This window comes from Kitasatospora sp. NPDC057965 (assembly GCF_042887135.1).
GTDB lineage: Bacteria > Actinomycetota > Actinomycetes > Streptomycetales > Streptomycetaceae > Kitasatospora.
Window position 1 is genome coordinate 19080 of sequence record NZ_JBHVPZ010000004.1, and the last position, 22669, is coordinate 41748.

18 protein-coding genes and 3 tRNA genes are annotated in these 22669 nt (G+C 75.3%); 6 read left to right on the top strand and 15 right to left on the bottom strand.

Annotation, left to right across the window (positions count from 1 at the left end):
* The first annotated feature begins 67 nt into the window (after nucleotides 1-67).
* Entirely contained in the window at nucleotides 68-406 is a 339-nt protein-coding gene (locus tag ACFVVU_RS05920) for a hypothetical protein (protein WP_387788531.1), read from the top strand.
* A 70-nt stretch (nucleotides 407-476) separates the two neighbouring features.
* Here ACFVVU_RS05920 and ACFVVU_RS05925 read toward each other — a convergent pair whose 3' ends face one another.
* The 6 genes from ACFVVU_RS05925 to crcB (ACFVVU_RS05950) form a co-directional block, all read right to left on the bottom strand.
* Nucleotides 477-1298 (bottom strand): TIGR02452 family protein, encoded by an 822-nt coding sequence (locus ACFVVU_RS05925; RefSeq protein WP_387788532.1) that lies wholly within the window; start codon nucleotides 1296-1298, stop codon nucleotides 477-479.
* 180 nt (nucleotides 1299-1478) lie between these two features.
* Nucleotides 1479-3782: a DEAD/DEAH box helicase gene (locus ACFVVU_RS05930; protein ID WP_387788533.1), complete on the bottom strand. Its 2304-nt coding sequence runs from the start codon at nucleotides 3780-3782 to the stop codon at nucleotides 1479-1481.
* A gap of 227 nt (nucleotides 3783-4009) precedes the next feature.
* On the bottom strand, nucleotides 4010-4801 hold the full coding sequence (locus tag ACFVVU_RS05935) for a hypothetical protein (RefSeq protein ID WP_380682258.1): 792 nt from the start codon (nucleotides 4799-4801) through the stop codon (nucleotides 4010-4012).
* A 166-nt stretch (nucleotides 4802-4967) separates the two neighbouring features.
* Nucleotides 4968-5342 (bottom strand): fluoride efflux transporter CrcB, encoded by a 375-nt coding sequence (crcB, locus tag ACFVVU_RS05940; protein ID WP_380682257.1) that lies wholly within the window; start codon nucleotides 5340-5342, stop codon nucleotides 4968-4970.
* Nucleotides 5339-5743: a DUF190 domain-containing protein gene (locus ACFVVU_RS05945; protein WP_387788691.1), complete on the bottom strand. Its 405-nt coding sequence runs from the start codon at nucleotides 5741-5743 to the stop codon at nucleotides 5339-5341. Before ACFVVU_RS05945 ends, crcB (ACFVVU_RS05940) begins: the two co-directional genes overlap by 4 nt.
* Before the next feature lie 14 nt (nucleotides 5744-5757).
* Complete coding sequence (gene crcB / locus ACFVVU_RS05950; RefSeq protein ID WP_387788534.1) at nucleotides 5758-6237, bottom strand: fluoride efflux transporter CrcB; 480 nt, start codon at nucleotides 6235-6237, stop codon at nucleotides 5758-5760.
* Nucleotides 6238-6307: 70 nt separating this feature from the next.
* Here crcB (ACFVVU_RS05950) and ACFVVU_RS05955 point away from each other — a divergent pair, with 70 nt between their 5' ends.
* The 4 genes from ACFVVU_RS05955 (at nucleotide 6308) to ACFVVU_RS05970 (ending at nucleotide 7055) form a co-directional block, all read left to right on the top strand.
* Nucleotides 6308-6649: a metallopeptidase family protein gene (locus ACFVVU_RS05955; protein ID WP_355367122.1), complete on the top strand. Its 342-nt coding sequence runs from the start codon at nucleotides 6308-6310 to the stop codon at nucleotides 6647-6649.
* A 102-nt stretch (nucleotides 6650-6751) separates the two neighbouring features.
* Nucleotides 6752-6824, top strand: a tRNA-Glu gene (locus ACFVVU_RS05960).
* Nucleotides 6825-6880: 56 nt separating this feature from the next.
* Nucleotides 6881-6954, top strand: a tRNA-Asp gene (locus tag ACFVVU_RS05965).
* 27 nt (nucleotides 6955-6981) lie between these two features.
* Nucleotides 6982-7055: transfer RNA gene (locus ACFVVU_RS05970), tRNA-Phe, on the top strand.
* A gap of 136 nt (nucleotides 7056-7191) precedes the next feature.
* Here ACFVVU_RS05970 and ACFVVU_RS05975 read toward each other — a convergent pair.
* The 7 genes from ACFVVU_RS05975 to ACFVVU_RS06005 form a co-directional block, all read right to left on the bottom strand.
* A complete protein-coding gene (locus ACFVVU_RS05975) occupies nucleotides 7192-9405 on the bottom strand; it encodes an MMPL family transporter (protein WP_387788535.1) in 2214 nt (737 codons plus the stop codon).
* 59 nt (nucleotides 9406-9464) lie between these two features.
* Nucleotides 9465-10652: an alpha/beta hydrolase gene (locus tag ACFVVU_RS05980; protein WP_387788536.1), complete on the bottom strand. Its 1188-nt coding sequence runs from the start codon at nucleotides 10650-10652 to the stop codon at nucleotides 9465-9467.
* Between the two features lie 68 nt (nucleotides 10653-10720).
* Nucleotides 10721-11755 carry an NAD-dependent epimerase/dehydratase family protein gene (locus ACFVVU_RS05985; RefSeq protein ID WP_387788537.1) on the bottom strand — a complete coding sequence of 345 codons (1035 nt, stop codon included), beginning with the start codon at nucleotides 11753-11755 and terminating at the stop codon, nucleotides 10721-10723.
* Nucleotides 11755-14112: an MMPL family transporter gene (locus tag ACFVVU_RS05990; protein ID WP_387788538.1), complete on the bottom strand. Its 2358-nt coding sequence runs from the start codon at nucleotides 14110-14112 to the stop codon at nucleotides 11755-11757. The genes ACFVVU_RS05985 and ACFVVU_RS05990 overlap by 1 nt, the downstream gene beginning before the upstream one ends.
* Nucleotides 14113-14120: 8 nt before the next feature.
* The gene (locus tag ACFVVU_RS05995; protein ID WP_387788539.1) at nucleotides 14121-15746 is read right to left on the bottom strand and encodes an FAD-dependent monooxygenase; all 1626 of its coding nucleotides are present in this window, start codon (nucleotides 15744-15746) and stop codon (nucleotides 14121-14123) included.
* Entirely contained in the window at nucleotides 15743-16486 is a 744-nt protein-coding gene (locus ACFVVU_RS06000) for an HAD family hydrolase (RefSeq protein ID WP_380682247.1), read from the bottom strand. Before ACFVVU_RS06000 ends, ACFVVU_RS05995 begins: the two co-directional genes overlap by 4 nt.
* Nucleotides 16477-17514, bottom strand: a complete 1038-nt coding sequence (locus ACFVVU_RS06005; protein ID WP_380682246.1) for a ScbA/BarX family gamma-butyrolactone biosynthesis protein — start codon at nucleotides 17512-17514, stop codon at nucleotides 16477-16479. Before ACFVVU_RS06005 ends, ACFVVU_RS06000 begins: the two co-directional genes overlap by 10 nt.
* A 387-nt stretch (nucleotides 17515-17901) precedes the next feature.
* Between ACFVVU_RS06005 and ACFVVU_RS06010 the strand changes: the two genes are divergently transcribed.
* Nucleotides 17902-21129 carry a BTAD domain-containing putative transcriptional regulator gene (locus tag ACFVVU_RS06010; RefSeq protein ID WP_387788540.1) on the top strand — a complete coding sequence of 1076 codons (3228 nt, stop codon included), beginning with the start codon at nucleotides 17902-17904 and terminating at the stop codon, nucleotides 21127-21129.
* Between the two features lie 51 nt (nucleotides 21130-21180).
* On the opposite strand, the gene ACFVVU_RS06015 is transcribed toward ACFVVU_RS06010, so the two are convergent.
* Nucleotides 21181-22104: a hypothetical protein gene (locus tag ACFVVU_RS06015; RefSeq protein ID WP_387788541.1), complete on the bottom strand. Its 924-nt coding sequence runs from the start codon at nucleotides 22102-22104 to the stop codon at nucleotides 21181-21183.
* Nucleotides 22101-22622 carry a SigE family RNA polymerase sigma factor gene (locus tag ACFVVU_RS06020; RefSeq protein WP_380684773.1) on the bottom strand — a complete coding sequence of 174 codons (522 nt, stop codon included), beginning with the start codon at nucleotides 22620-22622 and terminating at the stop codon, nucleotides 22101-22103. Before ACFVVU_RS06020 ends, ACFVVU_RS06015 begins: the two co-directional genes overlap by 4 nt.
* Between the last annotated feature and the right edge of the window lie 47 nt (nucleotides 22623-22669).

The window sequence follows — 22669 nt, forward strand, 5'->3', positions numbered from 1 at the left end:
GAAGCCCGGGGAATCCCGAGAACCCGCCGCGGATCCGCACCGGATCCGCCGAGGAGTGGAGTCGACGATGGCGAGGATCCCGAACGCGCTCGCGAGCACCGCACCGGCCGCGCTGACCGCGGCGAGCGGTCTGGTCGGCGGCTACGGCGTCGCCCGGTGGACCGGGAAGCGACAGCTCGGCGGTGCGGTGCTGGCCGTGGCCGGCGCGGGTGCCGCCGCCCAGTGGTACCGGCGCTCGGGAGCACCCGCCGCGGCGGCGCTGACCGGGCTGTACGTGGCGGCCTTCGGCGGCTCGCACCCGCTGGCGAAGAAGATGGGCGCCTGGCCGTCCGTCTTCGCCGTCACCGGAGTGGTGACCACCGCCTCGGTGCTCACCTCGGCCCTGGTGACCCGAAAGCACGGGTGACCCGGAAGCACGGGTGACCTGCGGGCACCGGTGACCCGAAGGGCCCGGTGCCCCGCGATCACCCGGGACGTCAACCGCCGAACCGCTGCTCGAAGGCGGCCCGGTTCGGCGAGACCGGCGTCCGGTCCCAGACCGCGAAGACCACCCGGTCGAAGGCCGCGCCGTAGCGGGCCAGCGCGTACTCGAAGGCCTCCGCGACCTCGGCCGGGTCGTTGCGGAACACCCCGCAGCCCCACGCCCCGAGCACCAGCGCGCGCACCTCGTGCCGGGCCGCCGCCGCGAGCACCCGCTCGGCCCGCTCGGCGAGCACGCCCCGCACGTCCACGCCCCCCGGGGTCCGCAGCGCCAGTTGGCCCGCGTTCGGCGCCGGCGAGGTCAGGAACGTGACGCCGTACGGCCGCGCCAGCAGCCCGCCGTCCTCGCCCCGGACCACCGGCACGTCGGGCGAGACGATCACCCGATGGCTGTACCGGAGGTCGGTCGAGGCCCGGTGCGCCTCGTAGTAGTCCGGCGCCTCCAGCAGGCAGGTGTACAGCAGGGCGCTGCGGCAGAGGTCCTCCTCCTGGGCGCGGGCACCGCGCAGGTAGCCACCGCCGGGGTTCCGCGCGGAGGCGAAGTTGAGCACCCCGACCGGGCCCGCGCCCGCCTCGACCAGCCGGTGGGCCGCCTGGACGCTGCCCTCGGCCGTCACCTCGACGGCGCCCGCCGCCACCGGACCGGGGCCGCCCGCCGCGACCAGGGCGTCCAGCCCGGCCGGGCCGTACGACACCGTGCCGGCCCGCGCCGCCGCCAACTGCTCCGTCAACTCGACGAGTTCGCCCCCGGTCGCACGGTAGCTCCCCCGTTCGGCGATGCCCTCGTTCACCACCGCCACCTGCGTTCTGCTGCTCATGCCGCCGACGGTAGGCCACGGCGGGCACGCCGCGCCACTGGTTATTCTCGGCCACAGAACAACCGGCCGGGCGGGCCGGCGAACGGCGGCGCGCGAACGGCGGCGGGCCCGCCCCACCGAAGTGGAGCGGGCCCGTCGCGGGTGCGTCAGGGGCTACCCGACGTCAGGTGCTGCGCGGTGTCAGTTCTTCCAGCGCGGCTTGCGGTCGTCGCGGTTGAAGCCGGAGTTGAAGCCACCGGAGCGGCCACCGCGGTCGTCGCGCTCACCACGGTTGAAGCCACCGGACTGCGGACGGCCGCCGGAGCGGTGGTCGTCGCGGCGGGCGAACGGACGGTTGTTGCTGCCGCCGCGCTCGTCGCGGTCGCGGTTGAACGAGCGGTCGCGGTCACCGAAGGAACGGGCCGGACGGTCGCCGAAGGAGCGGCCACCGCGGTCGTCGCGGTCACGGTTGAACGAGCGGTCGCGGTCACCGAAGGAACGGCCACCGCGGTCGTCGCGGTCACCACGGTTGAAGCCACGGTCGCGGTCGCCGAAGGAACGGCCACCGCGGTCGTCGCGGTCACGGTTGAACGAGCGGTCACGGTCACCGAAGGAACGGGCCGGACGGTCGTCGCGGTCACGGTTGAACGAACGGTCACGGTCACCGAACGAGCGGGCCGGACGGTCGTCACGGTCACGGTTGAACGAACGGTCACGGTCACCGAACGAGCGGCCACCACGGTCGCGGTCGCCGAAGGAACGGCCACCACGCTCGTCACGGTCACGGCCGAAGGAACGGCCACCGCGGTCGTCGCGGTCACGGTTGAACGCCGGACGCTCGGTGCGCGCCTCGCGGTACGACGGCGTGCGCTCCTCGGTCACCGCGGCGGCCGGCTCGGCGGCGGCCGGGGCGGCGGTCTCGTCGGCGGCGGTCGCACCCTCGGTCTCGGCCTCGGCGGCCGGGGCCTCGTCCTCGATGCCCAGCTCGGCCCGCTCGCGCGCGGCCCGCGCCGACAGGCGGTCGGCCTCGTCGCGCAGCTCGGCGGCGCGGCGCTGCGCGCGCTCCAGCTGGCGGGTCATGTCGGCGACCTCGCGCTCGGCGGCACCGGCGATGTTGGCCGCGCTCTCCGCCTGGACCTCGACCAGCGAGCGGGCACCGGTGATCCGGGCCACCTCGACGTCGAAGGCGTGGTCGAGGATGTGGCGGCTGGCGTCGACGCCCGCGTCCTCCATCAGGCGGAAGACGCCGCGGCGCTGGTGCGGCAGCACCAGGGTGACGACGGTGCCGGAGCGGCCGGCACGGGCGGTGCGGCCGGAGCGGTGCAGGTAGTCCTTGTGGTCGCCGGCCGGGTCGACGTTGAGCACCAGGTCGATGCCGTCGACGTGGATGCCGCGCGCGGCGACGTCGGTGGCGACGACGACGTTGACGTAGCCGTCCTTGAAGTCGCCGAGCACCCGGGTGCGGGCGCCCTGGGTCATGCCGCCGTGCAGCGCGTCGGCCTTCACGCCGGCCTCGACCAGCTGCTCGGCGACGCGGTCGGCGCCCATCTGGGTGCGGACGAAGATGATCGTGCGGCCCTTGCGGGCGGCGATCGCGTTGGTGATCGGCGCCTTGTCCTTGGGCTTCACCACGAGGATGTGGTGGGTCATGGTGGTGACGGCGCCGGCCGACGGGTCGACCTCGTGGGTGACCGGGCTGTTCAGGTAGCGCTTCACCAGGGTGTCGATCTCGTTCTCCAGGGTGGCGGAGAACAGCAGGCGCTGGCCGCCGGCCGGCACCTTGTCGAGGATCTCGGTGACCTCGGGCAGGAAGCCCATGTCGGCCATCTGGTCGGCCTCGTCGAGGACGGCGACCTGGACGTCGTCGAGCTTGGCCGAGCCGCGGTTGATCAGGTCGCGCAGGCGGCCCGGGGTGGCGACCAGGACGTCGACGCCGCGCTCCAGCGCGTAGATCTGGTTCGACATCGAGGTACCGCCGCAGACGACCTTGAGGCGCAGGCCGAGCACCGAGCCGAACGGCTCCAGGGCGTCGGCGACCTGCATGGCCAGCTCGCGGGTCGGGACGAGGATCAGGCCGCGCGGGTGCTTGGCGCGGGTGCGCTCGCCGTCGGCGAGGCGGGTCAGCAGCGGCAGGCCGAAGCTGAGGGTCTTGCCGGAGCCGGTGCGGCCACGGCCCAGCACGTCCTTGCCGGCCAGGGCGTCCGGGATGGTCGCGGCCTGGATCGGGAACGGGGTGGTGACGCCGCGCTTGGCGAGGGCGCGGACGACCTCGTCCGGCAGGCCCAGGTCGCCGAAGGTGATGGTCGGCTCGGCGTCGGCGGCCTCGTCGGCCTCCTCGGCCTCGACAGCCTCGTCGGCGGCAGCGTCGGTGTCGGTGTCGGTGTCCTCGACGGCGTCGACGGCGGCGATCAGCTCGGCGTCGGCCTCGGCGGGGGCGGTGGTGGTGGCATCGGCGGCGGACTCGCTCGCGGGCATGGCGAAGCGGGCGTCGTCAATGAGAGACATGCAAAACCTTCCGGAAGTGGCACGCGCCAAAGTCCGGGGTTCTGTTTCACAACCGCCTCTATGCGGTCAGCCACGGATCGCCGGAACGCGCCAAGGGCGCCAGATGGGAGTAGGGCGCCAGTCAAATGGATCAAACGAACGATCTACCACCATAGAGGAGCCTGGGGATCTGAGGCAAATGCGCTGGCCAGGCTGCGGATCGGGGGTAGTCCGAAGACAGCCCCTCGCTAGTGGCCGCCCGGCGCACCCGAACTGGTGGGCGCGGTGACGCTCGGGGCGGAGGTCGGTTCCGGGGCCGTGGTGGCGGTCGGGGCGGGGGGCGTGGTGTGGCCGGGCTCCGGGGAGGACGAGTGCCCGGTCGGGCTGGCCGCCGGGGCGGGCGCCGTCGAGCCGCCGGAGCCGCCGGTTCCGCCGCCCGCGGTGCTCCCGGCCCCGCCGGAGGGGTGACCGCTGCCGCCCGCGCCGCCGCTGCCCGCCGCACCCCCGGCCGCTCCGCCCGTGCTGGTACCGCCGGCGCCCGGACGGGGCGCGGGGCTGGCGCTCGCGCCCCCCGTGGTGCCGGTCGCGCCGGGCGCGGCCTCACCGGGGGCCGCCGCCGGCACCGGCTCCACGCCGGCGGGCGCGCCCATCGCACCGCCCCCGCCGTTGCCGCCGCCCGCACCCGCCGCACCGACCGCACCGCCGGCCGACTCACCGGGCGCCGCGTTCATCCCCCCGGTCGGCGCGCTCTGGGCCTGCGCGCCCACCGCACGCTCCGACCGCCCCACCGCACCCCCCGGGTGTCCGCCGCCGCTCGGCGAGGCCGACGGGGTCGCCCCCGGCCTGGTCGGCGTTCCGACCTGGCCGACCGGCACCACACCGCGCTTCTCCTCCGCACCCGGCCCGACCGACATGCAGCCGGTCAGCCCCAGCCCGGCCACCGCCAGCACCGCCGCGCCGCGCACCACGGCGCTCCGGACCACCGCCGTTTCCCGCTCCGTCACCGCACGCACCACCCGCACCGCACGCATCGCCGCCACCGAGTCCCTCTCCTGCACCCGCCCCGCCCGGACCGCCCACCCACCGCGCACGGCCACCCTTGCGGGTGTCCAACGCGTCTGCCGGGCGCCCGGACACGGGTGGGGCCCCGGAAGCACCCGGACGGGCCCCGGAGCGCCGCGCCCGGCCCCACGGCCCTGCGTGTGCTCAGCCCCAGAGCGCCGAGGCCAGCCCCGCCCCCGCGTACGCCGCCGCCAGACCCGCCGCGATGCTGCCCGCCACATTGGCCAGCGCGTACCGCCCGGCCCCGCTCCCGGTCAGCCGCAGCGTCTCGTACGAGAAGGTCGAGTACGTGGTCAGCGCCCCGCACAGCCCGGTCCCGAGCAGCAGCTGGACGTGCGAGGACGCGGCGCCGACCGCCACCGCCCCGGTCACCAGCCCGAGGATCAGACAGCCGGACACGTTCACCACGAAGGTCCCCCACGGGAACACCGAGTCGTGCCGGGACTGCACCGCCCGGTCGGTCAGGTACCGCAGCGGCGCGCCGACCATCGCGCCCGCCACCACCAGCAGCCAGTTCACGCCCCGGCCTCCCCCGGCCCCGGCCCCGGCCCCGTCGCCGGCCCGCCGGTCCGCCCGGCGTACCGGAGCACCTCGCACCGTTCCAGGGTCGCCAGCCCCTCCACCTCCAGCTCCGCCAGCTCGGGCAGGAACGCCCGCACCCGGTCCTCGGTGTCCACGATCACCACCGCCACCGGCAGGTCCTCGCTCAGCGACAGCAGCCGCGCGGTGTGCACCATCGAGGACGCGCCGAACCCCTCGACCCCCCGGAACACACTCGCCCCGGCCAGCCCGGCGGCCCGCGCCCGGTGCACGATCTCGCTGTACAGCGGGCGGTGGTGACACCGGTCGTTCTCGCCGACCAGCACCGTCAGCCGCAGCGCCGGCCCGCCCAGCCGGGGGGACTCCGTCGCACCCGTCACACCCGTCTCCCCGCTCACGCCCGCCTCCCGGCCCCGCGCAGCAGCAGACGGCGCGTCACCGCGGCCGCCGCCCAGACCGCCGCCATCGCCGCCACCAGGGTCAGCCCCAGGTACGCCAGGGCCGGTTCCGGCCGCCCCTCCTCCAGCAGCCGGCGGGTGTCCACCGCGTACGTCGAGAAGGTGGTGAACCCGCCGAGCACGCCGGTGCCGAAGAACGGCCGCAGCAGCGGATGGGCCGGCCGGCCCTCGGTGACCACCACCAGGAAGACCCCGATCACGGCGCACCCCACCACGTTCACCAGCAGCGTCGTCCACGGGAACGCCGAGGGCCCGGTCGTCCACAGCAGCCCCGCGCCGTACCGGGCGCTCGCGCCCAGCGCCCCGCCGACGGCCACCACGGCCACCGCCGGCCCCTGCCCGCGCAGCACCGGCGGCCGCCGCCGCACCGCACCGGCCGCCGCACCGTCCGCCACCACATCCTCCGAGGTCGCCACAGCCCCATGAAACACCGGCTCCGACCGCCTGGCACACCGTCATCGCAGACCCGACAATGAACCGGTGGAGATGACCCGGGAAGAGTTCGAGGTACTGGTCGCCGACGCGCTGGACCGCATCCCGCCGCAACTCGCCGCGATGATGGACAACGTCGCCGTCTTCGTCGAGGACGAGCCCGACCCCGCCGACCCGGAGCTGCTCGGCCTCTACGAGGGAACCCCGCTCACCGAGCGCGGCGAGTGGTACGCGGGCGTCCTGCCGGACCGGATCATCGTCTACCGCGGCCCGACCCTGCGCCTGTGCGACGACCGCGAGCGGGTCGTCGAGGAGGTCCGCACCACCGTCATCCACGAGGTCGCCCACCACTTCGGCTTCGACGACCACGAGCTCGACGAGCTGGGCTGGTCCTGACCCCCGCCGCCCGCCCGGCCGAAACCCGTTTTGGCGTTCGGCCCGACATCCCATATGCTTCTCGACGTCCCCGAACGCTGGAAACAGCCGGACAGGCCGCAAGCCCTCATCGTCTAGTGGCCCAGGACGCCGCCCTTTCAAGGCGGTAGCACGGGTTCGAATCCCGTTGGGGGCACGCAGTACCGTAGTAAAGTGTTGTGCCGCAAGACCTGAAGTGGTTCGCCACTCCTAGGTCCCGTGGAGCAGTTGGTTAGCTCGCCACCCTGTCAAGGTGGAGGTCGCGGGTTCAAGTCCCGTCGGGATCGCTCGTCTCGCAAGAGACGGTGCAGTACGGCCAGGTAGCTCAGTTGGTACGAGCGTCCGCCTGAAAAGCGGAAGGTCGCCGGTTCGACCCCGGCCCTGGCCACAGGAGCCTGAAAAGGCGGAAAGGCCCCGGAGAGATTCTCTCCGGGGCCTTTCGCGTTCTGGGCTCCGCCCGTTCCGGGTCTGGTGGGTGTCCCGGGGCGGCGGGGGCCGCCCCGGGACCGGGGGGGGTGGGTGGGTCAGTCGGTGAGGCCGAAGCGGGCGTGGAGGCGGCGGAGGGGGGCGGGGGCCCACCAGTTGGCGGGGCCGGCCAGGCGCATCACGGCGGGCAGCAGGATCGCCCGGACGAGTACGGCGTCGACCAGGACGGCGAGGGCGAGGCCGACGCCGAGTTCCTTGAGGAAGACGACCGACCCGGTGGCGTAGACCGCGAAGGTCAGGGCCAGGATGCCCGCGGCGGCCGTGATCAGCGGGGCGCTGCGCTGGATGCCGGTGGCGACGGCGGTCTCGGTGTCCACGCCGCGGTCGTGCTCCTCCTTGATCCTGGAGACGATGAAGACCTCGTAGTCCATCGACAGCCCGTAGGCGATGCAGAACATCAGGATCGGGATGCTGGGCTCCATCGACCCGGCCGAGGTGAAGTCGAGCAGGCCGGCCAGGTGGCCGTCCTGGAAGCCCCAGACCAGGGCGCCGAACATCACGGTGAGGCTGAGCAGGTTGGAGACGGTGGCCTTGGCCGGGATCAGCAGGCTGCCGGTCATCAGGAAGAGCAGGATGAAGGTCGGCACCAGGATCAGTCCCGCCACCAGGGGCAGCGCGCCGAGCAGGCGGGAGCGGAAGTCGGTCATGTCGGCCGGGAAGCCGCCGACCTGCACCTGGTAGGGCGCGGCCTCGTCCCTGACCTTGCCGACCAGCCCGGGCATGTCCCCGGCCAGCGCGGCCTCCTCGGGGATCACGGTGAGCCAGACGCCGGAGCCGGTGGCGAAGCGCGCGGAGTCGGCGGTCGGCGGGGTGCGCAGCTTTCCGCCGGCGTAGGAGCCGGTGAAGGTGTCCACCTGGAAGACGCCGGGCAGGGCGGAGAGCTTCGCCGCGTAGTCCCCGGTCTGTCCGGTGGTGCCCTTCGGGTCGGCGACGCCGGTGGCGACGACCTGGAGGGCGTCGGTCTCGCGGGCCGGGAAGGCGTCGCGGACCTGCTGCTGGACGACCCGGCTGGTGGCGTCGGCCGGCAGCACCCGTTCGTCGGGCAGGCCGAACTTCACGCCGAGGAACGGCGCCCCGACGAGCAGCAGCAGGGCGACCACGGCGGTGCCCCAGACCAGCGGGCGGGCCATCACCCGGCGGGTGAGCCGGTACCAGCGGCCGTCCTCGACCGGGCGGGCGGCTCCGGCGGCGCCCGGCCGCAGCACCCGGTGCCCGACGGCGGCGAGCGCGGCGGGCAGCAGGACGACGGCGCCGACGATCGCGGTGAGCACCACGAAGACGCCCGCGTACGCGAAGGACCGCAGGAAGGGGAACGGGAAGGCGAACAGGGCGAGCAGCGAGATGGCCACGGTGATGCCGCTGAAGATCACCGTGCGGCCGGCCCGCTCGACGGCGCGGACCACGGCGGTGTGCTTGTCGTGGCCGGCCGCGGACTCCTCGCGGAAGCGGGAGATCATGAACAGGCTGTAGTCGATGCCCAGCCCCAGGCCCATCACCAGGGCCAGGTTGGCGGCGAAGGTGGAGACCTCGGTGAAGGCGGTGACCCCGCGCAGCAGCGTCAGCGTGCCGAGCACCGAGAAGAGGCCGACGCCGATGGTCAGCCCGGCGGCCGACCAGCGGCGGTAGACGGCGAGCAGGAGCAGCAGGACGATCGGCAGCACGATCGCCTCGGCGCCGAGGAAGTCCTTGCGGGCCTGGGCGCCCACCTGCCGGAAGACCTCGTCCTGGCCGCCGACCTCGACCTTGATGTCGGCGGTCTCGCGGGTGAACTTCGGCGAGAGGTCGGCGAGCCGCTCCCGGGACTCGGTGGCGGTGCCGTCCAGCCAGGCGGTGACCAGGGCCTTGCCGCGGTCGGTGGCGGCCAGCGCGGGGCTGTTGTCCTGCGCCCAGTAGGAGCCGGTGGTCCGGACGCCGGCCGAGGCGCCGAGCTCCTCGGCCAGCGCCCGGCCGGCGGCGGCGACGGCGGGGTCGTCGACGGTGCCGTGCTTGGCGGTGACCAGCAGGATCATGTTGGGGCTGCCGTGGCCGAACTCACGGTGCAGCAGTTGCTCCGCCCGGTTCGACTGCGAGCCGGGCGCCTCGAAGCGCGACAGCGAGAGCGCCTTCTGCGCGCCGGCGCCCAGCGCGGCGGCGATGACCAGCACGACGGTGCCGGCGATCAGCACCGCGCGCCGCCGGTCGACCAGCAGTCGGCCCAGCCTCCGCAGCAGCGGCACCCGCTGGTCGACCCCGGGTTCGAGGGTGAGCGTCATGACAACTGGTCTCCAGACATGAGGTGGGGGGACGGTGCCGCCCCCGGCCGGCGTTCGGTTCAGCGCAACTGGTGCTTGGTCAGCCAGTCGGCGAGGGAGGCGTGGACCTGGGGGGCGTTGCGCGCCATGCCCATGTAGTGGCCGGCCCCGGGGATCTCGATCAGCTGGGTGTCGGTGGTGCCGGTGAACAGCGCGCGGTGCTCGGCGCCGCCCTGGACGCGGGCGTCCTTCTCCCCGTAGAGGAAGAGCACCGGCACCTTGATGTCCTTGAGGTGCCGCAGGTCGACCAGGACCGAGCCGAGCTGGGAGGCCATGTCGCCGCAGGGGTGGCGGTTCTGGTGCGGGGCGGAGAGGGCGACCACGCCGGGCTCGGTGTCGTGGAAGTTGCCGGCCTTGAACTCCTCGCTGCCGAGGTCGTAGTAGGCGTAGCCGCCGGGGCCGCCCGCGCCGTCCGCGGCCGAGCCGCCGCGCAGGCAGGTCTGCAGGGAGGAGAAGAAGCGCGCGTTGGCCTGCGGGGTGAGGCCGAGGTCGGTCCAGTCCATCAGGACCAGGCCGTCGACGTCCTGGAACGAGTAGGCCTCGATCTGGGAGACCTGGCCGCCGTTGGACTGGCCGGCCAGGACGACCTTGTCGAACGGGACGGCGGCGCGGCCCTCCTGCTCGGTCCGGTAGCCGCCGGCCCGCAGCTGCTCCACGATCTGGTGGGCGATGTCCGCCTGGCCGCCGATGCAGCTGCCGAAGCCGTCGGGCTTGTCGCTGCCGCCGTAGCCGATCCGGTCGATGGTGAGCGAGGCGTGGCCCTTCTTGGCCAGTTCCTCGGTGTGGTGGTAGCCGGGGGCGTCGAGGCGCCAGTACCACTCGCCGGCCGCGATGCCGTGCTCGTAGAGGGTGACGGCGCGCGGGCCCGCACCGCCGTCGAGGACCGCCTTGGGCGCGGTGAGATGACCGGTGACCTGGTAGGTCCTGCCGTCCACCGGGCAGGCGGCCAGGGTGCGGTTGACGTTCTGGACGGTGAAGCGGACCGGGACGTCGACGATGGACTCGGCGGCCAGCCGGGCCTTGGTGTCGGCGGCGGCCTGTTCGGCGCCGGGGGCCGGGGCGGGGGCGGCCGCTCCGGTGGCGGCGGCGGTCGGGGCGCCGGGCTTCGGGGAGTCGTCGGCGCGGACCGCGACGGCGGCCACCGCGGGCGTCAGGGCGATCAGTGCGGCCGCGACGGTCAGCAGGGCGGTCTTCCTGGAACGGGGCACGGTCGCGGCCCTTTCGTCGAACGGGGTGGGAGCGGGGTCCGGGGACGGGGACGGGGGCGTGGGAGGGGTCATGACGGCAGCCACCCCTGCTCGCGGTACCAGCGCGCCTCGTCGGACAGGGTCTGCGCCAGCGGGCGGAAGGTGACGCCGAGTTCACGCTCCGCGCGGGCGGAGGAGAGCCGGGTGCGGGTGCCGTCGAGCAGCACCCGGACACCTTCGCGGGTGGCCACCGGCGGTCGGCCGCGCAGCCTGGCGCCGTACTCCAGCGCGGTCGCGAAGCCGAGCGCCGCGGCGGCCGGGATCTGCCGGGGCGCGGTGGCGCCGGTGGCGGCGGCGATGCCGGTGACCAGGTCGTGCAGGCCGTACCAGGAGCCGGCGACGATGTAGCGGCGCAGCCCGGTGCCGTGGGTCAGCGCGCGGACGCAGGCGGCGGCGACATCGCGGGCGTCCACCACGTGGTTGCCGGCCCGGGGGACGGCGCGCAGGTCCCCGTGGGCGACGGCGAGGAAGAGCCGGCCCGCCGAGGTGGGTCCGGCGTCGCCCGGTCCCCACATCCAGCCGGGCAGCACCAGCGGGACGGTGATCCCCTCGCGGGCGCAGAACTCGGCGACGGCCTGTTCGGCGCGGACCTTGCTGGCCCGGTAGCCGTTGCGCCGCCAGTCGGCGGGCGGCGGGGTGTCCTCGTCGGCGGGGAACCCGGTGGTGCCCCGGCCGATGGTGTTGATCGAGCTGGTGTGCACCACCCGGGGCACCCCGGCGTCGACCGCCTCGCGGAGCAGGGTGGTCACCGCGTCGACGTTCACGGCGTGCAGCCGGCCCAGGTCGGGCTGCGGCTGGTAGTACTCCCGGAAGTAGGCGGCGGTGTGGACGACGCCGCTCGCGCCGGGCAGGGCCGGCCGGTAGCCGGCCGGGTCGGTGATGTCGCCGGCCAGGACGGTGAGCCGTTCGTCGGCGGGCAGCAGCCGCCCGGCCTTCTCCCGGTCGCGGACCAGGGCGGTCACCTCGTGGCCCGCGGCCAGCAGCTCGCGGACCACGGCGGTGCCGAGCAGTCCGGTGGCGCCGGTGACCACGACGCGGCCCGGCGGGGTGCGCTGGTCGGTCATCAGGACTCCTTCGCGGCGAGGACGGGCCCCGGGCCGGGGTCGGGATCGGGGTCGGGGTCGGGCCGGCCGTCGGGACCGGAACCGGCGTCCGGGCGGTCCGCACCGCCCGGGCCGCCCGCCGGGGCGAGCGGCTCCTCGCGCAGCCCGAAGCGCTCCTGGAACCGCTTGAGCGGCGCCGGGGCCCACCAGGTGGCGTGGCCGCCGAGGGCCATCACGGCGGGGACGAGCAGGCAGCGCACCACGGTCGCGTCGACCAGCACGGCGAGCGCGACGCCGAGGCCGAGCATCTTGGTGTTGGTGATCCGGGAGGTCCCGATCGCCACCAGCACCACCGAGAGGATCAGCGCGGCGGCGGTGATCAGCCCGCCGGTGTGCCGGATGCCGTCGGCGACGGCCTTGCGCGGGTCGTGCCCGCGGCCGTACTCCTCCTTGACCCGGGAGAGCAGGAAGACCCCGTAGTCCATGGAGAGGCCGAAGGCGACGCAGAACATCAGCACCGGCAGGGTGGTCTCGACGGCGCCGGTCGGGGTGAAGCCGAGCAGGCCGGACAGGTGGCCGTCCTGGAACACCCAGACGACGACGCCGAACATCGCGGTCAGGCTGAGCGCGTTCAGCAGCACCGCCTGGAGCGGGATCAGCAGGCTGCCGGTGAGCAGGAAGACCAGCAGCAGGGTGGCGCCGACGATCAGCGCGCCGGCCGGCAGCAGGCGCACCGCGATGGCGTGCTTGCTGTCGACCAGGGTGGCCGCCTGGCCGCCGACCACCGGCCGCAGGGCGGGGAAGCCGGCGCCGGCCCGGCGGATCTCGCCGACCAGGTCCTGGTTCGCCTGGGAGACGTCGCCCCCGCCGGCGGCGGGCACCACCGAGAGGTGGCCGAGGCCGTCGGCGGACCGGACGCTGTCGGCCGGACCGGACTCGCCGGAGGGGGCGCCGGAGCGGTAGTCGCCGAGCGGGGTGGAGACCTCGGTGACGCCGGGCAGCGCGGAGAGCCCGGCGGCGAACCGGCCGAGCTCCTCGCGGTCCGGGCTGCCGGCGCCGGTGTTCCCGGTGGCCCCGCTGTGCACCACCACGTCGATGACGCCGGTGGCGCTGGCGGTGAAGCCGTCCCGGATGGTCTGCTGGACCACCCGTGCCTCGGAGCCGGTGGGCAGCTGGCGGTCGTCGGCGGCGGCGAACTGGACGCGCAGGAAGGGCAGTCCGGCGACCAGCAGCAGGGCGGTGATGCCGAGCGCGAACAGCGGGGCGCGCCGCATCACCAGGGTGGCGGTGCGGTGCCAGCCCGCGCCGGGCTCCCGGCCGGGGCGCGCCGCGCCGCCGGGCAGCCGGATCTTGAGCGCGTCGATCCGGCCGCCGAGCAGGGTGAGCAGGGCGGGCAGCAGGACCAGCGCGGCGGCGGCGGCGATCAGCACCACCGAGATGCCGGCGTAGGCGAAGGAGCGCAGGAAGTAGAGCGGGAAGACCAGCATCGCGGAGAGCGAGACGGCGACGGTCAGCGCCGAGAACAGCACCGCGCGGCCGGCCGTGTCCAGGGTGGTGGCGACGGCCTCGCGGACCTCCAGCCCGCGTTCGCGTTCCTCGCGGAAGCGCCGCACGATGAGCAGCGCGTAGTCGATGGCGAGGCCCAGGCCCAGCGCGGTGGTGAGGTTCTGGGCGAACACCGAGACCTCGGTGAAGCCGGTGATCACCCGCAGCGCCGCGTTGGTGCCGAGGATCGCGCAGATCCCGACGGCGAGCGGCAGCAGGGCGGCGATCAGGCCGCGGAAGACCAGCACCAGGATCAGCAGGGTGATCGGCAGCGCGATCAGCTCGGCCCGGACCAGGTCGTCGGCGATGGTGGACTGCATCTCCTCGCGGACCGCGACGGTGCCGCCGAGCCGGACGTCCAGCTGTTCCAGACCGGCCGGGCTGCCCCGGTAGCGCGGGGCCAGCCGGTCGAAGACGTCCTTGGCGTGGTTCTCGTCGCCCTCGATGCGGGCGACGATCAGTGCCGTGCCGCGGTCGGCGGAACGCAGGCCCTCGACGCCGGTCTGCCAGTACGAGGTGACCCCGACGACGTCCGGTTCGAAGGCGAGCCGCTCGCCGAGGCGGGCACCGGCCCGGGCCGCCTCGGGGTCGTCCACCGAGCCGCCGGCCTTCGCCGAGACCTCCAGGACGAGGTTGGGCGAGCTGGCCGGGAAGGAGTGCTCCAGCAGCACGGCGGCGCGCGCCGATTCGGAGCCCGGGTCGGAGGTGCCGCCGTTGTGCAGGCGGTCGGTGACGCCGGTGCCCACGACCAGCGCGTTGACCAGGAAGACCACCACGAAGAGGAGGGCGGACCAGGGCCGGGCGGTGACCGCCCGGCCGAGTCGCTTGAGCATCGGGAACCTCACGGAGCGGGGGTGGCGGAGCGCTGCCCGGTCGGCAGCGCGGAGAGCAGCTCGCCCACCCGGCCGGGCCGGTCCAGGGTCACGACCCGGGCCACCACCCCGTCCGGGCGCAGGTGGCAGGCCAGGGCCGCCGCCCCGGCCTGCCCGCCCGGCAGCCGGCCGGCCGCGAGGTCGTGGCCGGACGGCCCCGCCGGTACGGGCACGGGCCCGTCCGGCGGCAGCAGCAGCAGGACGTCGGCGAGATCGCGCACGCCGCGCCGGGTCAGCTCGGTGGCGGCCTCCTCGGCCGCCGTCGCGGCCTCCTGCCCGGATCCGGCGACCAGCACGGTGTGCCGTCCGGTCGCGAGGTAGCCGTGCAGGGAGGTGGCAGCGGTCCCGCCCACCGGGCGGAGCGGGGCGTCACCGAGCCGTCGGCCGGGGGTCGGACCGCCCGGCGCGGGCGTGCGCCCGACGGCCGGACTGGCCGTCAGATCGAGGTCGAGTTGGGCGAGTTCCGGAACGATGCGGCGCTCCAGGGCGCCGCTGCGGGAGAGCACGCCGAGCAGCAGGTCGCGCAGGGCGCGGGCCGGGCGCGGCTTGAGCAGCCAGAGCCTGGTCTGCCGTTCGGAGTTGCGCACCGCCCGGGCGGAGGTGGGACGGCGCTCCGGGTCGTAGCTGTCGAGCAGCGCCGGGTCGCCGCCGCGCAGCACGGCCGCCAGCTTCCAGCCGAGGTCGAACCCGTCCTGGACACCGGTGTTGAGGCCCTGGCCGCCGGCCGGGCTGTGGGCGTGCGCGGCGTCCCCGGCGAGGAACACCGGGCCCTGCCGGAACGTGGCGGCCACCTTGGTGTGCACCCGGAAGCGGCTGGTCCACCAGGTCTCCTCGACGGTCCAGCGGCCGCGGCCGCGGGCGTCCAGGAGCTGCTGGAGCTCGGCGTCGTCCGGCGGTCCGGTCCGGCTGCCCGGGGGCAGGTCGAAGAAGATCCGGTGGCCGCCCTCGGGCAGGGCGACCAGGACGAGCACGCCGTCCGGGCTCAGGTGGTACTGCGCCTCGGTGGGCGGCAGGTCGCCGGCGATCCGGCCGTCGCCGAGCACGAACTCCCGGTCGTAGCTGCTGCCCTCGTAGGGGATCCCGAGCGCCTCGCGGACGGTGCTGCGGACGCCGTCGGCTCCGATCAGCCAGGGGACGGCCACGGTCTCGACCGCGCCGCCGGCCGACTCCAGCCGGACCACCGCCCGATCGCCGGCCACCTCGACCGAGGTGGCCCGGGTGGCCCACTCGACCCGGCCGCCGAGGCCGAGCAGCCGCTCGTAGAGCAGTTCCTCGGTGACCGGTTGGGGCACGCAGAGCGGCCCGGGGAAGCGGGTGCCGGTCAGCGTGCCGAAGGAGACGCCGGCCAGCCGGCGACCGTTCGACCAGTACGAGGCGCCGGTGAGCGGCAGGGCCCGCTCGGCGACGGCGTCGGCCACGCCCAGGCGGTGCAGCGCCTCCAGGGCGCCGCTCCACATCACCAGGGCCTTGGGCTCGGCGGCGAAGCACTCCCGGCGGTCCACCAGGCGCACCGGCACCCCGTGCTGGAGCAGGGCGCAGGCCGCGGTCAGGCCGGTGGGGCCGGCCCCGACCACGAGGACCTGCGGCGCCGTCATCGGAGCGCCCCGTCGGCCGGGCGGCCGAGGTCCTCCGCCAGGGGGTGCCCGAGCCGGCTGGAGACCTCGCGCAGGGCCTGGGCGGTCAGCCGCTCGGAGACGTCGCGCACGGTCTGCGCGGTGTTCTCGAACAGCACCGTGTGGAAGCCCAGCCGCTGGGCGGCGTCGAGGTTCTCGGCCGTGTCGTCGATGAACAGACAGCGCCGGGCCTGGGTGTCGAGCCGCTCCAGCAGCCGCAGGTACAGCTCCGGGTCCGGCTTGCGGACGCGCTCGGCCGAGGAGTCGACGACCACGTCGAACAGCTCCTCCACCGGGAGGGTGGCCCGCCAGCGGGGGCTCCACTCCACCACGTTGTTGGTGAGCAGCGCGATCCGGTAGCCGCCGGACTTCAACTGCCGGGCAAAGTCCACGAGCTGGGCATTGGCCCGGCGGCCCTGGAACCACAGCTCACCGAACGGCCGGCCGCCCAGGGCGGCGGCGGAGCCGGGCGGCAGCTCGGCCAGCAGGCGCTCGGTGAACTCCTGCTCGGTGATCGCCGCGACCTCCAGCTCCGCCATCGGGCTGACGCCGTGGCGTGCGGTGGCGGCCGCGAAGGCGGTGCCGATGGCCTGCAGGTCCAGGCCGGTGCGCACCCCGAACTCGGTGAAGGTCTCGGCGAGCGGGTTGGTCAGCACGCCGCCGTAGTCGAGGACCACGGTGTCGATGCCGTCGGCCGACGGGACGAGGTGGTTCAGCTCCACTGGGTCACCTCGATGGCGAGGGTGGCGACGGTGTTGCCCTCCTGGGAGACGGTGATCCGGACCGGGACGGTCACGGCGCCGAGCGCGCCGTCGAAGCTGGCGTCGCCGACCTCGGCGACCGCCTTGGTCACCAGGTCCAGCTCGGCGAAGTCGGTGAAGTCGGCCTTCGCCGCGGTGACCACCAGGCTCTCGGCGGGCAGGCCGTGCAGCTTGGCGACGGCCGCCACGGACAGCTGGCGGGCGGCCTCCAGCTGGAGGTTGCCGGGCACGTGGTCCAGCTTGTGGTCGAACAGGTGGGGGTGGTCGGTGTCCACCACCAGCAGCGCCGAGGCGGTGCCGGACTCGCTGACGGCGGGCTCGGTGAGCACGATGTTGGACGCGTCCCGCCGGCCGACCAGGGAGGGCGCGGAGCGCAGCAGCTGCGGGTGGCGCGGCGAACGCCCTTCCAGCTTCTTGCGGTTGCCGGCCCGCAGCATCTGGAAGGCCCGGTTGGTGACGAAGGTCAGCGCGCCGGAGCCGACGATGGCCTGCACGCCGTCCAGCCAGAAGACGCCGGTGAAGTCGAAGCCGAGCACCCGGCCGGCCGGGTTGCGCTTGGGGCGGACGGTGGTGGAGAGCACGGCGTGCGCCGGGCGCGGCCCGATCCGCAGGGCCTCCAGGCCGGAGATGGTGAGGTTCAGCGAGCTGAAGATGAAGGCGCGGTCCAGCGGCACGTCCAGGTACCGGTGCGCGACCAGGACGCCGGACTGACGCAGGACCTCGACCAGCAGCAGGAAGTCGTAGCTCCCGCCGCGCTCGCCGACGACGTGGGCGCGCGGCAGCTGGGCGGCGACCTCGAAGGTGTGCTCGTCGCGTTCCGGGTCCGGATCGCCGACCCGGGCCGAGTCGGTGACGAACACCTCGGCGATGGCGGCGCGGTGCACCAGGTCGCGCGGCACGGTGGAGGCGAAGCTCAACTCGGTGGTGGGCGCGTGGTTCCGGGACTCCTCGGAGTCCGGCAGTCTCAGCAGCTCGGGTGTGGCGTTCATGCAGATCCCCCCGTTGGCAACATCGGTTTCCCGGATAAACGGCTCGACAGGACGGTCCGACCGCGGGACGGCCTCGGTGCGACGGACCGGTCCTCTCACCGGCTACGGCCGGGGTCCTCGCGGCTCCCGGCCTGCGGCAACTGTCCGGGGCCGCGCTGACCGTCCGCTGAAGGCGCCGGGAAGGGCCCGGGAAGCGGCGGGAAGCGGCGGGAGGGGACGCGGGAGGGGGATCCGCCGGGAGGGCGGCGGCACACCGGCGTCGGTCATGTCCCTGCCCAGGAGCGGCGGAGCCTACACAAACGATGCGGTAACGATCCGGGGCCCCTCCGCCGGCCGGTGGTAACGTCCGCGTGGGGGCGAGACGTCACAACTGCTTTGGGGGGAGCGTTGGCTGACGACGTGTGGTTCGAGGTTCTCGGACCGGTACGGGTCAGACGGGGACAATTCGCGGCGGACCTCGGACCGCCCCGGCAGCGGGCGGTGCTCGCGGTCCTGCTGCTCAACAGCGGGCGTCCGGTGCACACCGAGCGGATCGTCCAGCTGGTCTGGGGCGCCGACGCTCCCGGGCGCAGCGTCAACCTGGTGCAGAAGTACGTCTCCGGCCTGCGCCGGGCGCTCGCCGGACTGGCCACCCTGGCCTGGACGGATGCCGGCTACGTGCTGGCCGCGCCCGGCACGGTGGACGTCGAGCGGTTCGAGGAACTGCTCGTCGACGGGCGGGCGCGGCGGACGAACGGCGACGCGGCCGGCGGCGCGGAGGCGTTCACCGAGGCGGTGGCGCTCTGGCGCGGGCCGCTCGCCCAGGGCGTGGACGGGCCGGGCATCGAGCCGCTGCGGCTGCGGCTGGCCGAGGCCAGGCTCGGCGCGCTGGAGGACCTCTTCGACCTGGAACTGGAGCTGGGCCGGCTGGCCGGCCGGATCCCGGAACTGCGCCGGCTGGCGGCCGAGCACCCGCTGCGCGAGCGGTTCCACGCCCAGCTGGTGCTGGCGCTGGCCCAGTCCGGGCGGCAGGCGGAGTCGCTGGAGGTGTACGAGCGGGTCCGCCGCCTGCTCGCCGACGAGCACGGCCTCGACCCGGGGCCGCACCTGCGCGCCGCCCAGGAGCGGGTCCTGCGGCTGACCCCGGCCGATCCGCCCGCGCCCGCCGAGGTCCGGGACCGGCCGTCGGCGCCGGTGCCGATGTCGGCGGCCGGAGCGGTGGGACCGGTGGGGCCGCCCGCCCCGCCGGCGCCCCGGGCGATCGCGCCCGACGTTCCCCGGCCGGCCCAACTGCCGCCCGGCCCGAGGGGGTTCACCGGGCGCCGGGAGCACATCGACCGGCTCGCCGAGCTGCTGCGGCCCGCCGACGGCACGCTGTCGCTGGTCTGCCTGGAGGGCACCGCCGGGGTCGGCAAGACCGCGCTCGCCCTGCACGTCGCCCACCGGGCCGCGCCGCTGTTCGCCGACGGCCAGCTCTTCGCCGACCTGCACGGCCACGGCCGGGCCGCGCCGGCCGGCCCCGCCGAGGTCCTGGGCGGCTTCCTGCGGGCCCTCGGGGTGCCCGCCGAGCGGGTGCCGCAGGGCGTCAACGAGCGGATCGGCCTCTACCGCTCGCTGCTGGCCGGCCGCAGCGTGCTGGTGGTGCTGGACAACGCCCGGGACGCCGACCAGGTCCGGCCGCTGCTGCCCGGGGGCGGCGGCAGCACGGTGCTGGTCACCAGCCGCCGCCGGCTGGTGAGCCTGACCGTCCGGGAGGGCGCGCACCGGCTCGTCGTCCCGGTGCTGCCGGCCGCCGAGGCGCACCGTCTGGTGAACGCGCTGCTGCAGCCCGGGCAGGGCGACGACACGGCCGCCGTGGACGAGATCGTCCGGCTCTGCGCCGGCCTGCCGCTGGCGCTGCGGATCGTCGCCGCCAACGCGGCCTACCGCTCCGACGTGCCGCTCGGCCGGATCGCCCGGGAGCTCACCGTCGACCGGGTGGCCGCGCTCTCCGCGCCGGACGAGGCGCAGACCGCGCTGGCCGGCTCGCTCGGCCTCTCCTACGACCTGCTGCGCACCAACGTCCGCACCTTCTTCTGCCTGCTCGGGCTCGTCCCCGGGCCGGACTTCACCGTGGACGCCGCCGCCACGATGGCCGGTTCGCCACCGGCCACGGCCGAGCGGCAGCTGCGCGAGCTGGAGGTCGCCAACCTGCTGGAGCGGGTGGAGGACCGCTACCGGTTCCCGCACGAGCTGTTGCAGCTCTTCGCCCACGAGCGCGCCCACCAGCGGCTGACGGCCGGTGAACGGACCACCGCGATGGGCCGGTTGTTCGGCTGGTACGTGGCGACCGCCGCCGCGGCGGGCAGCGGCGGCCCGGCCCCGCGCCGCAGCGTCGACCAGGCGGGCGTGGTCACCCCCGAGACGGGGCGCGCCGCCCGGGACGGCGGGGACCTGTGCGCGGAGTTCGCCAACCTGACCGCCGCCGTCCGGTACGCCGCCGAGCACGGGCCGCTCCCGGTCGCCTGGCAGCTCGCCGACGCGCTGCGGCCGTTCTGCAAGCAGCACGCCCGGCTCGCCCAGTGGTCCGGGCTGGCCGAGTCCGGCCTGGCCGCGGCCCGGCAGGCCGGGGACCGCGGGGCCGAGGCGGTCATGCTGATCAACCTCAGCGACGCCAACCACAACTCCGGCCGGATCACGGCCGGTGAGGACTACGCCCGGCAGGCCCTGGCGCTCGCCGGCGAACTGGGCCGGCCGCAGATCGCGGCGGCCGCGCTCGACCAGCTCGGCCGCGCCGCCTGGATCCGCGGCACCCTGGCCGAGGCCCGGACGCTGCTCACCGAGGCCGTCGAACTGCACACCCGCAACGGCGACCCGCTCGGCCTCGCCGTCTCGCTCGCCGCGCTCGCCCGCACCGAGTTCGACTCGGGCAACCGGCCCGACGCCTACCGCCACTACACCCGCTGCCTGCGGCTGGCCCGCACCATCGGCTCGGACGCCCTGGAGACCATGGCGCTGGCCGAACTCGGCATGGCCCACGCCGCGCTGGGCCGGCCCGGGAACGCCGTCCAGTCGCTGCGGGCGGCGCTCTCGCTCGGCCGCACCGGCAGCCACCGCCGGGCCGAGGCGCTGGTACTGGCCGTCCTCAGCCGGCTGCACGCCGAGGCCGGGCGCACCGAGGAGGCCCACACCGCGGCCCGCGAGGCCCTGCACGCGGCCGAGTCGCACGGCGACAGCTGGACGGAGGCCGAGTGCCTCAACGCCACCGGCGCCGCCGCGCTGGCCACGGACTGTCCGGCCACCGCCGCCGCCCGGTACGGCGCCGCGCTCGCCCTGGCCGGCCGGCTCGGCTACCGGCGGGCCGAGCTGCACGCGCTGGTCGGGCTCGCCGAGGCCGCCCTCCAGCAGGGCGAGGCCGAGCGGGCCGCCGAACTCGCCGACCGGGCGCACGCCTCGGCCTCGGCGCTCGGCTACCGGCCGCTGGCGCTCACCGCCCAGGGCGTCCGGCGCCGGCTGCCGGCCGCACCGGACCGCGCCGCACCGGACCGCGCCGAGCCCGACGACGCGGAGCCGAACGACGCGGAGCCGAACGACGCGGAGCCGAACGACGCCGAGCCGGACAGCGCCGCGCGGCCGAGCCCGCTCGGCGCGCACTGACGGCCGCGCCGGAGCCGCGCGCCCGGGGTGGCACGCGGCTCCGGCGGTCGGTCAGCTGTCCAGCCAGTTCTTCTCGGTGGCGATCAGCTTGCCGTCGGCGGCGAAGAGCCGCAGCTCGGCCGGGATGCCGCGCTTGGCGACGGCGATCCAGCGGGCCTCGGAGTCGCCGAGGCCGAGGATGGCCGGCTCGGCGGTGACGCCGTCGGTCCACCGCACCTCGGCGCGGGCGACGCCCGGACGGATCAGCCCGGCCTGGGCCTTCGGGACGTGGAACAGCGGGTCGGCCTCGCCGTTCTTGGCCTGGCGGCCCAGCCAGACCTTGCCGGAGGAGTCCGGATCGCCGTAGAGGAGACCCACCGGGGAGCCCGGCGGTGCGACGAGGGCCTCCGCGGGGGTCGCCAGGCGCTTGCCGTCCAGGACGTAGTAGAAGACCACGTGGTCGGCGTCCGGGGTGCCGTACTCGTTGACGTACGCCTCGGTCGGCGCGGGCCACGGGTAGCCGGCGGCGGCGTCCTCCTCCCAGATCCGCCGGGCCTGCTCGTGGATCCGCTCCTTGCCCGGCGCCGGCCACAGGGCCGCCCAGACGCTCCACGGCCTGCCCTCCTCGGTGCCCGCGAGCACCTGGATCCGGGTCGGGACGAGCGGGTCCCGGGGGCCCTGCGCCCCGGCCGGGGCGGCGCCCGGGAGGACGGCCGCGACGTCGGCGGACGAGACCGCCACCGTCGCGCTGCCGGCCGCCGGACCGCCCACCCCGCCGCTCACCGCGGCGACACCGCCCGCCGTCGCGAGCAGGGCCAGCGCCAGCACGCCGCCCAGCGACGCCCGCCGCCGGACCGCCCGCCGCCGGCCGCCGGCCAGCACCGCCGCGTACGGCGCCGGACCCGCCTCCACCGTTCCCGCCAGCCCGGACAGCGCCCGGGCCACCTCCTCGTCGCCCTCGGCCGCCGTGTCCACGGGCGTCCCGTCGCGGTTCATGCCGCACCTCCGATGCTCGTCATGGTGATGAGTGAGGAGAGCTCGCGCAGCTTGGCGATGCCCTTCGACGCCTGGCTCTTGACCGTGCCCACCGAGCAGCCCATGGCGGCGGCGGCCTGGGACTCGCTGAGGTCCTCCCAGTACCGCAGCACCACCGCCTGGCGCTGCCCGGGCGGCAGCGTGCCGAGCGCGGCCAGCAGCGCGGCCCGGTCGTCCAGCCGCTCGAAGCCGTCCGGGCCGGTCCGCTCCGGCACGGCGGTGACCAGCTGTTCCGGCACCCGGCGCCGGAAGCGGCGGGCGTGCTCGTTCACCACGATCCGGCGCACGTAGGCGTACGGCTCGTCGGCCCGGGTGACCCTCCCCCAGGCGGCGTAGGTCCGTTCCAGTGCGGTCTGGACGACGTCCTCCGCCAGGTAGCGGTCCCCGGTCAGCAGGAACGCGGTGCGCAGCAGACGCGGCCAGGCACCGGTCACGAACGCGTTGAACTCCGCGTCCCGCTCGGCCTTCTTGGCTCTCATGAGTACCTCCTCACCCGACCAGAGCCCGGACCGGCCCCGAACCGTTG

What these genes read in the sequence shown, in the direction of transcription:
- ACFVVU_RS05920 (WP_387788531.1), top strand. Translation starts at nt 68, where the DNA reads ATGGCGAGGATCCCGAACGCGCTCGCGAGCACCGCACCGGCCGCGCTG.
- ACFVVU_RS05925 (WP_387788532.1), bottom strand. Translation starts at nt 1,298, where the DNA reads ATGAGCAGCAGAACGCAGGTGGCGGTGGTGAACGAGGGCATCGCCGAA.
- ACFVVU_RS05930 (WP_387788533.1), bottom strand. Translation starts at nt 3,782, where the DNA reads ATGTCTCTCATTGACGACGCCCGCTTCGCCATGCCCGCGAGCGAGTCC.
- ACFVVU_RS05955 (WP_355367122.1), top strand. Translation starts at nt 6,308, where the DNA reads ATGACCCGGGAAGAGTTCGAGGTACTGGTCGCCGACGCGCTGGACCGC.
- ACFVVU_RS05975 (WP_387788535.1), bottom strand. Translation starts at nt 9,405, where the DNA reads ATGACGCTCACCCTCGAACCCGGGGTCGACCAGCGGGTGCCGCTGCTG.
- ACFVVU_RS05985 (WP_387788537.1), bottom strand. Translation starts at nt 11,755, where the DNA reads ATGACCGACCAGCGCACCCCGCCGGGCCGCGTCGTGGTCACCGGCGCC.
- ACFVVU_RS05990 (WP_387788538.1), bottom strand. Translation starts at nt 14,112, where the DNA reads ATGCTCAAGCGACTCGGCCGGGCGGTCACCGCCCGGCCCTGGTCCGCC.
- ACFVVU_RS05995 (WP_387788539.1), bottom strand. Translation starts at nt 15,746, where the DNA reads ATGACGGCGCCGCAGGTCCTCGTGGTCGGGGCCGGCCCCACCGGCCTG.
- ACFVVU_RS06005 (WP_380682246.1), bottom strand. Translation starts at nt 17,514, where the DNA reads ATGAACGCCACACCCGAGCTGCTGAGACTGCCGGACTCCGAGGAGTCC.
- ACFVVU_RS06015 (WP_387788541.1), bottom strand. Translation starts at nt 22,104, where the DNA reads ATGAACCGCGACGGGACGCCCGTGGACACGGCGGCCGAGGGCGACGAG.
- ACFVVU_RS06020 (WP_380684773.1), bottom strand. Translation starts at nt 22,622, where the DNA reads ATGAGAGCCAAGAAGGCCGAGCGGGACGCGGAGTTCAACGCGTTCGTG.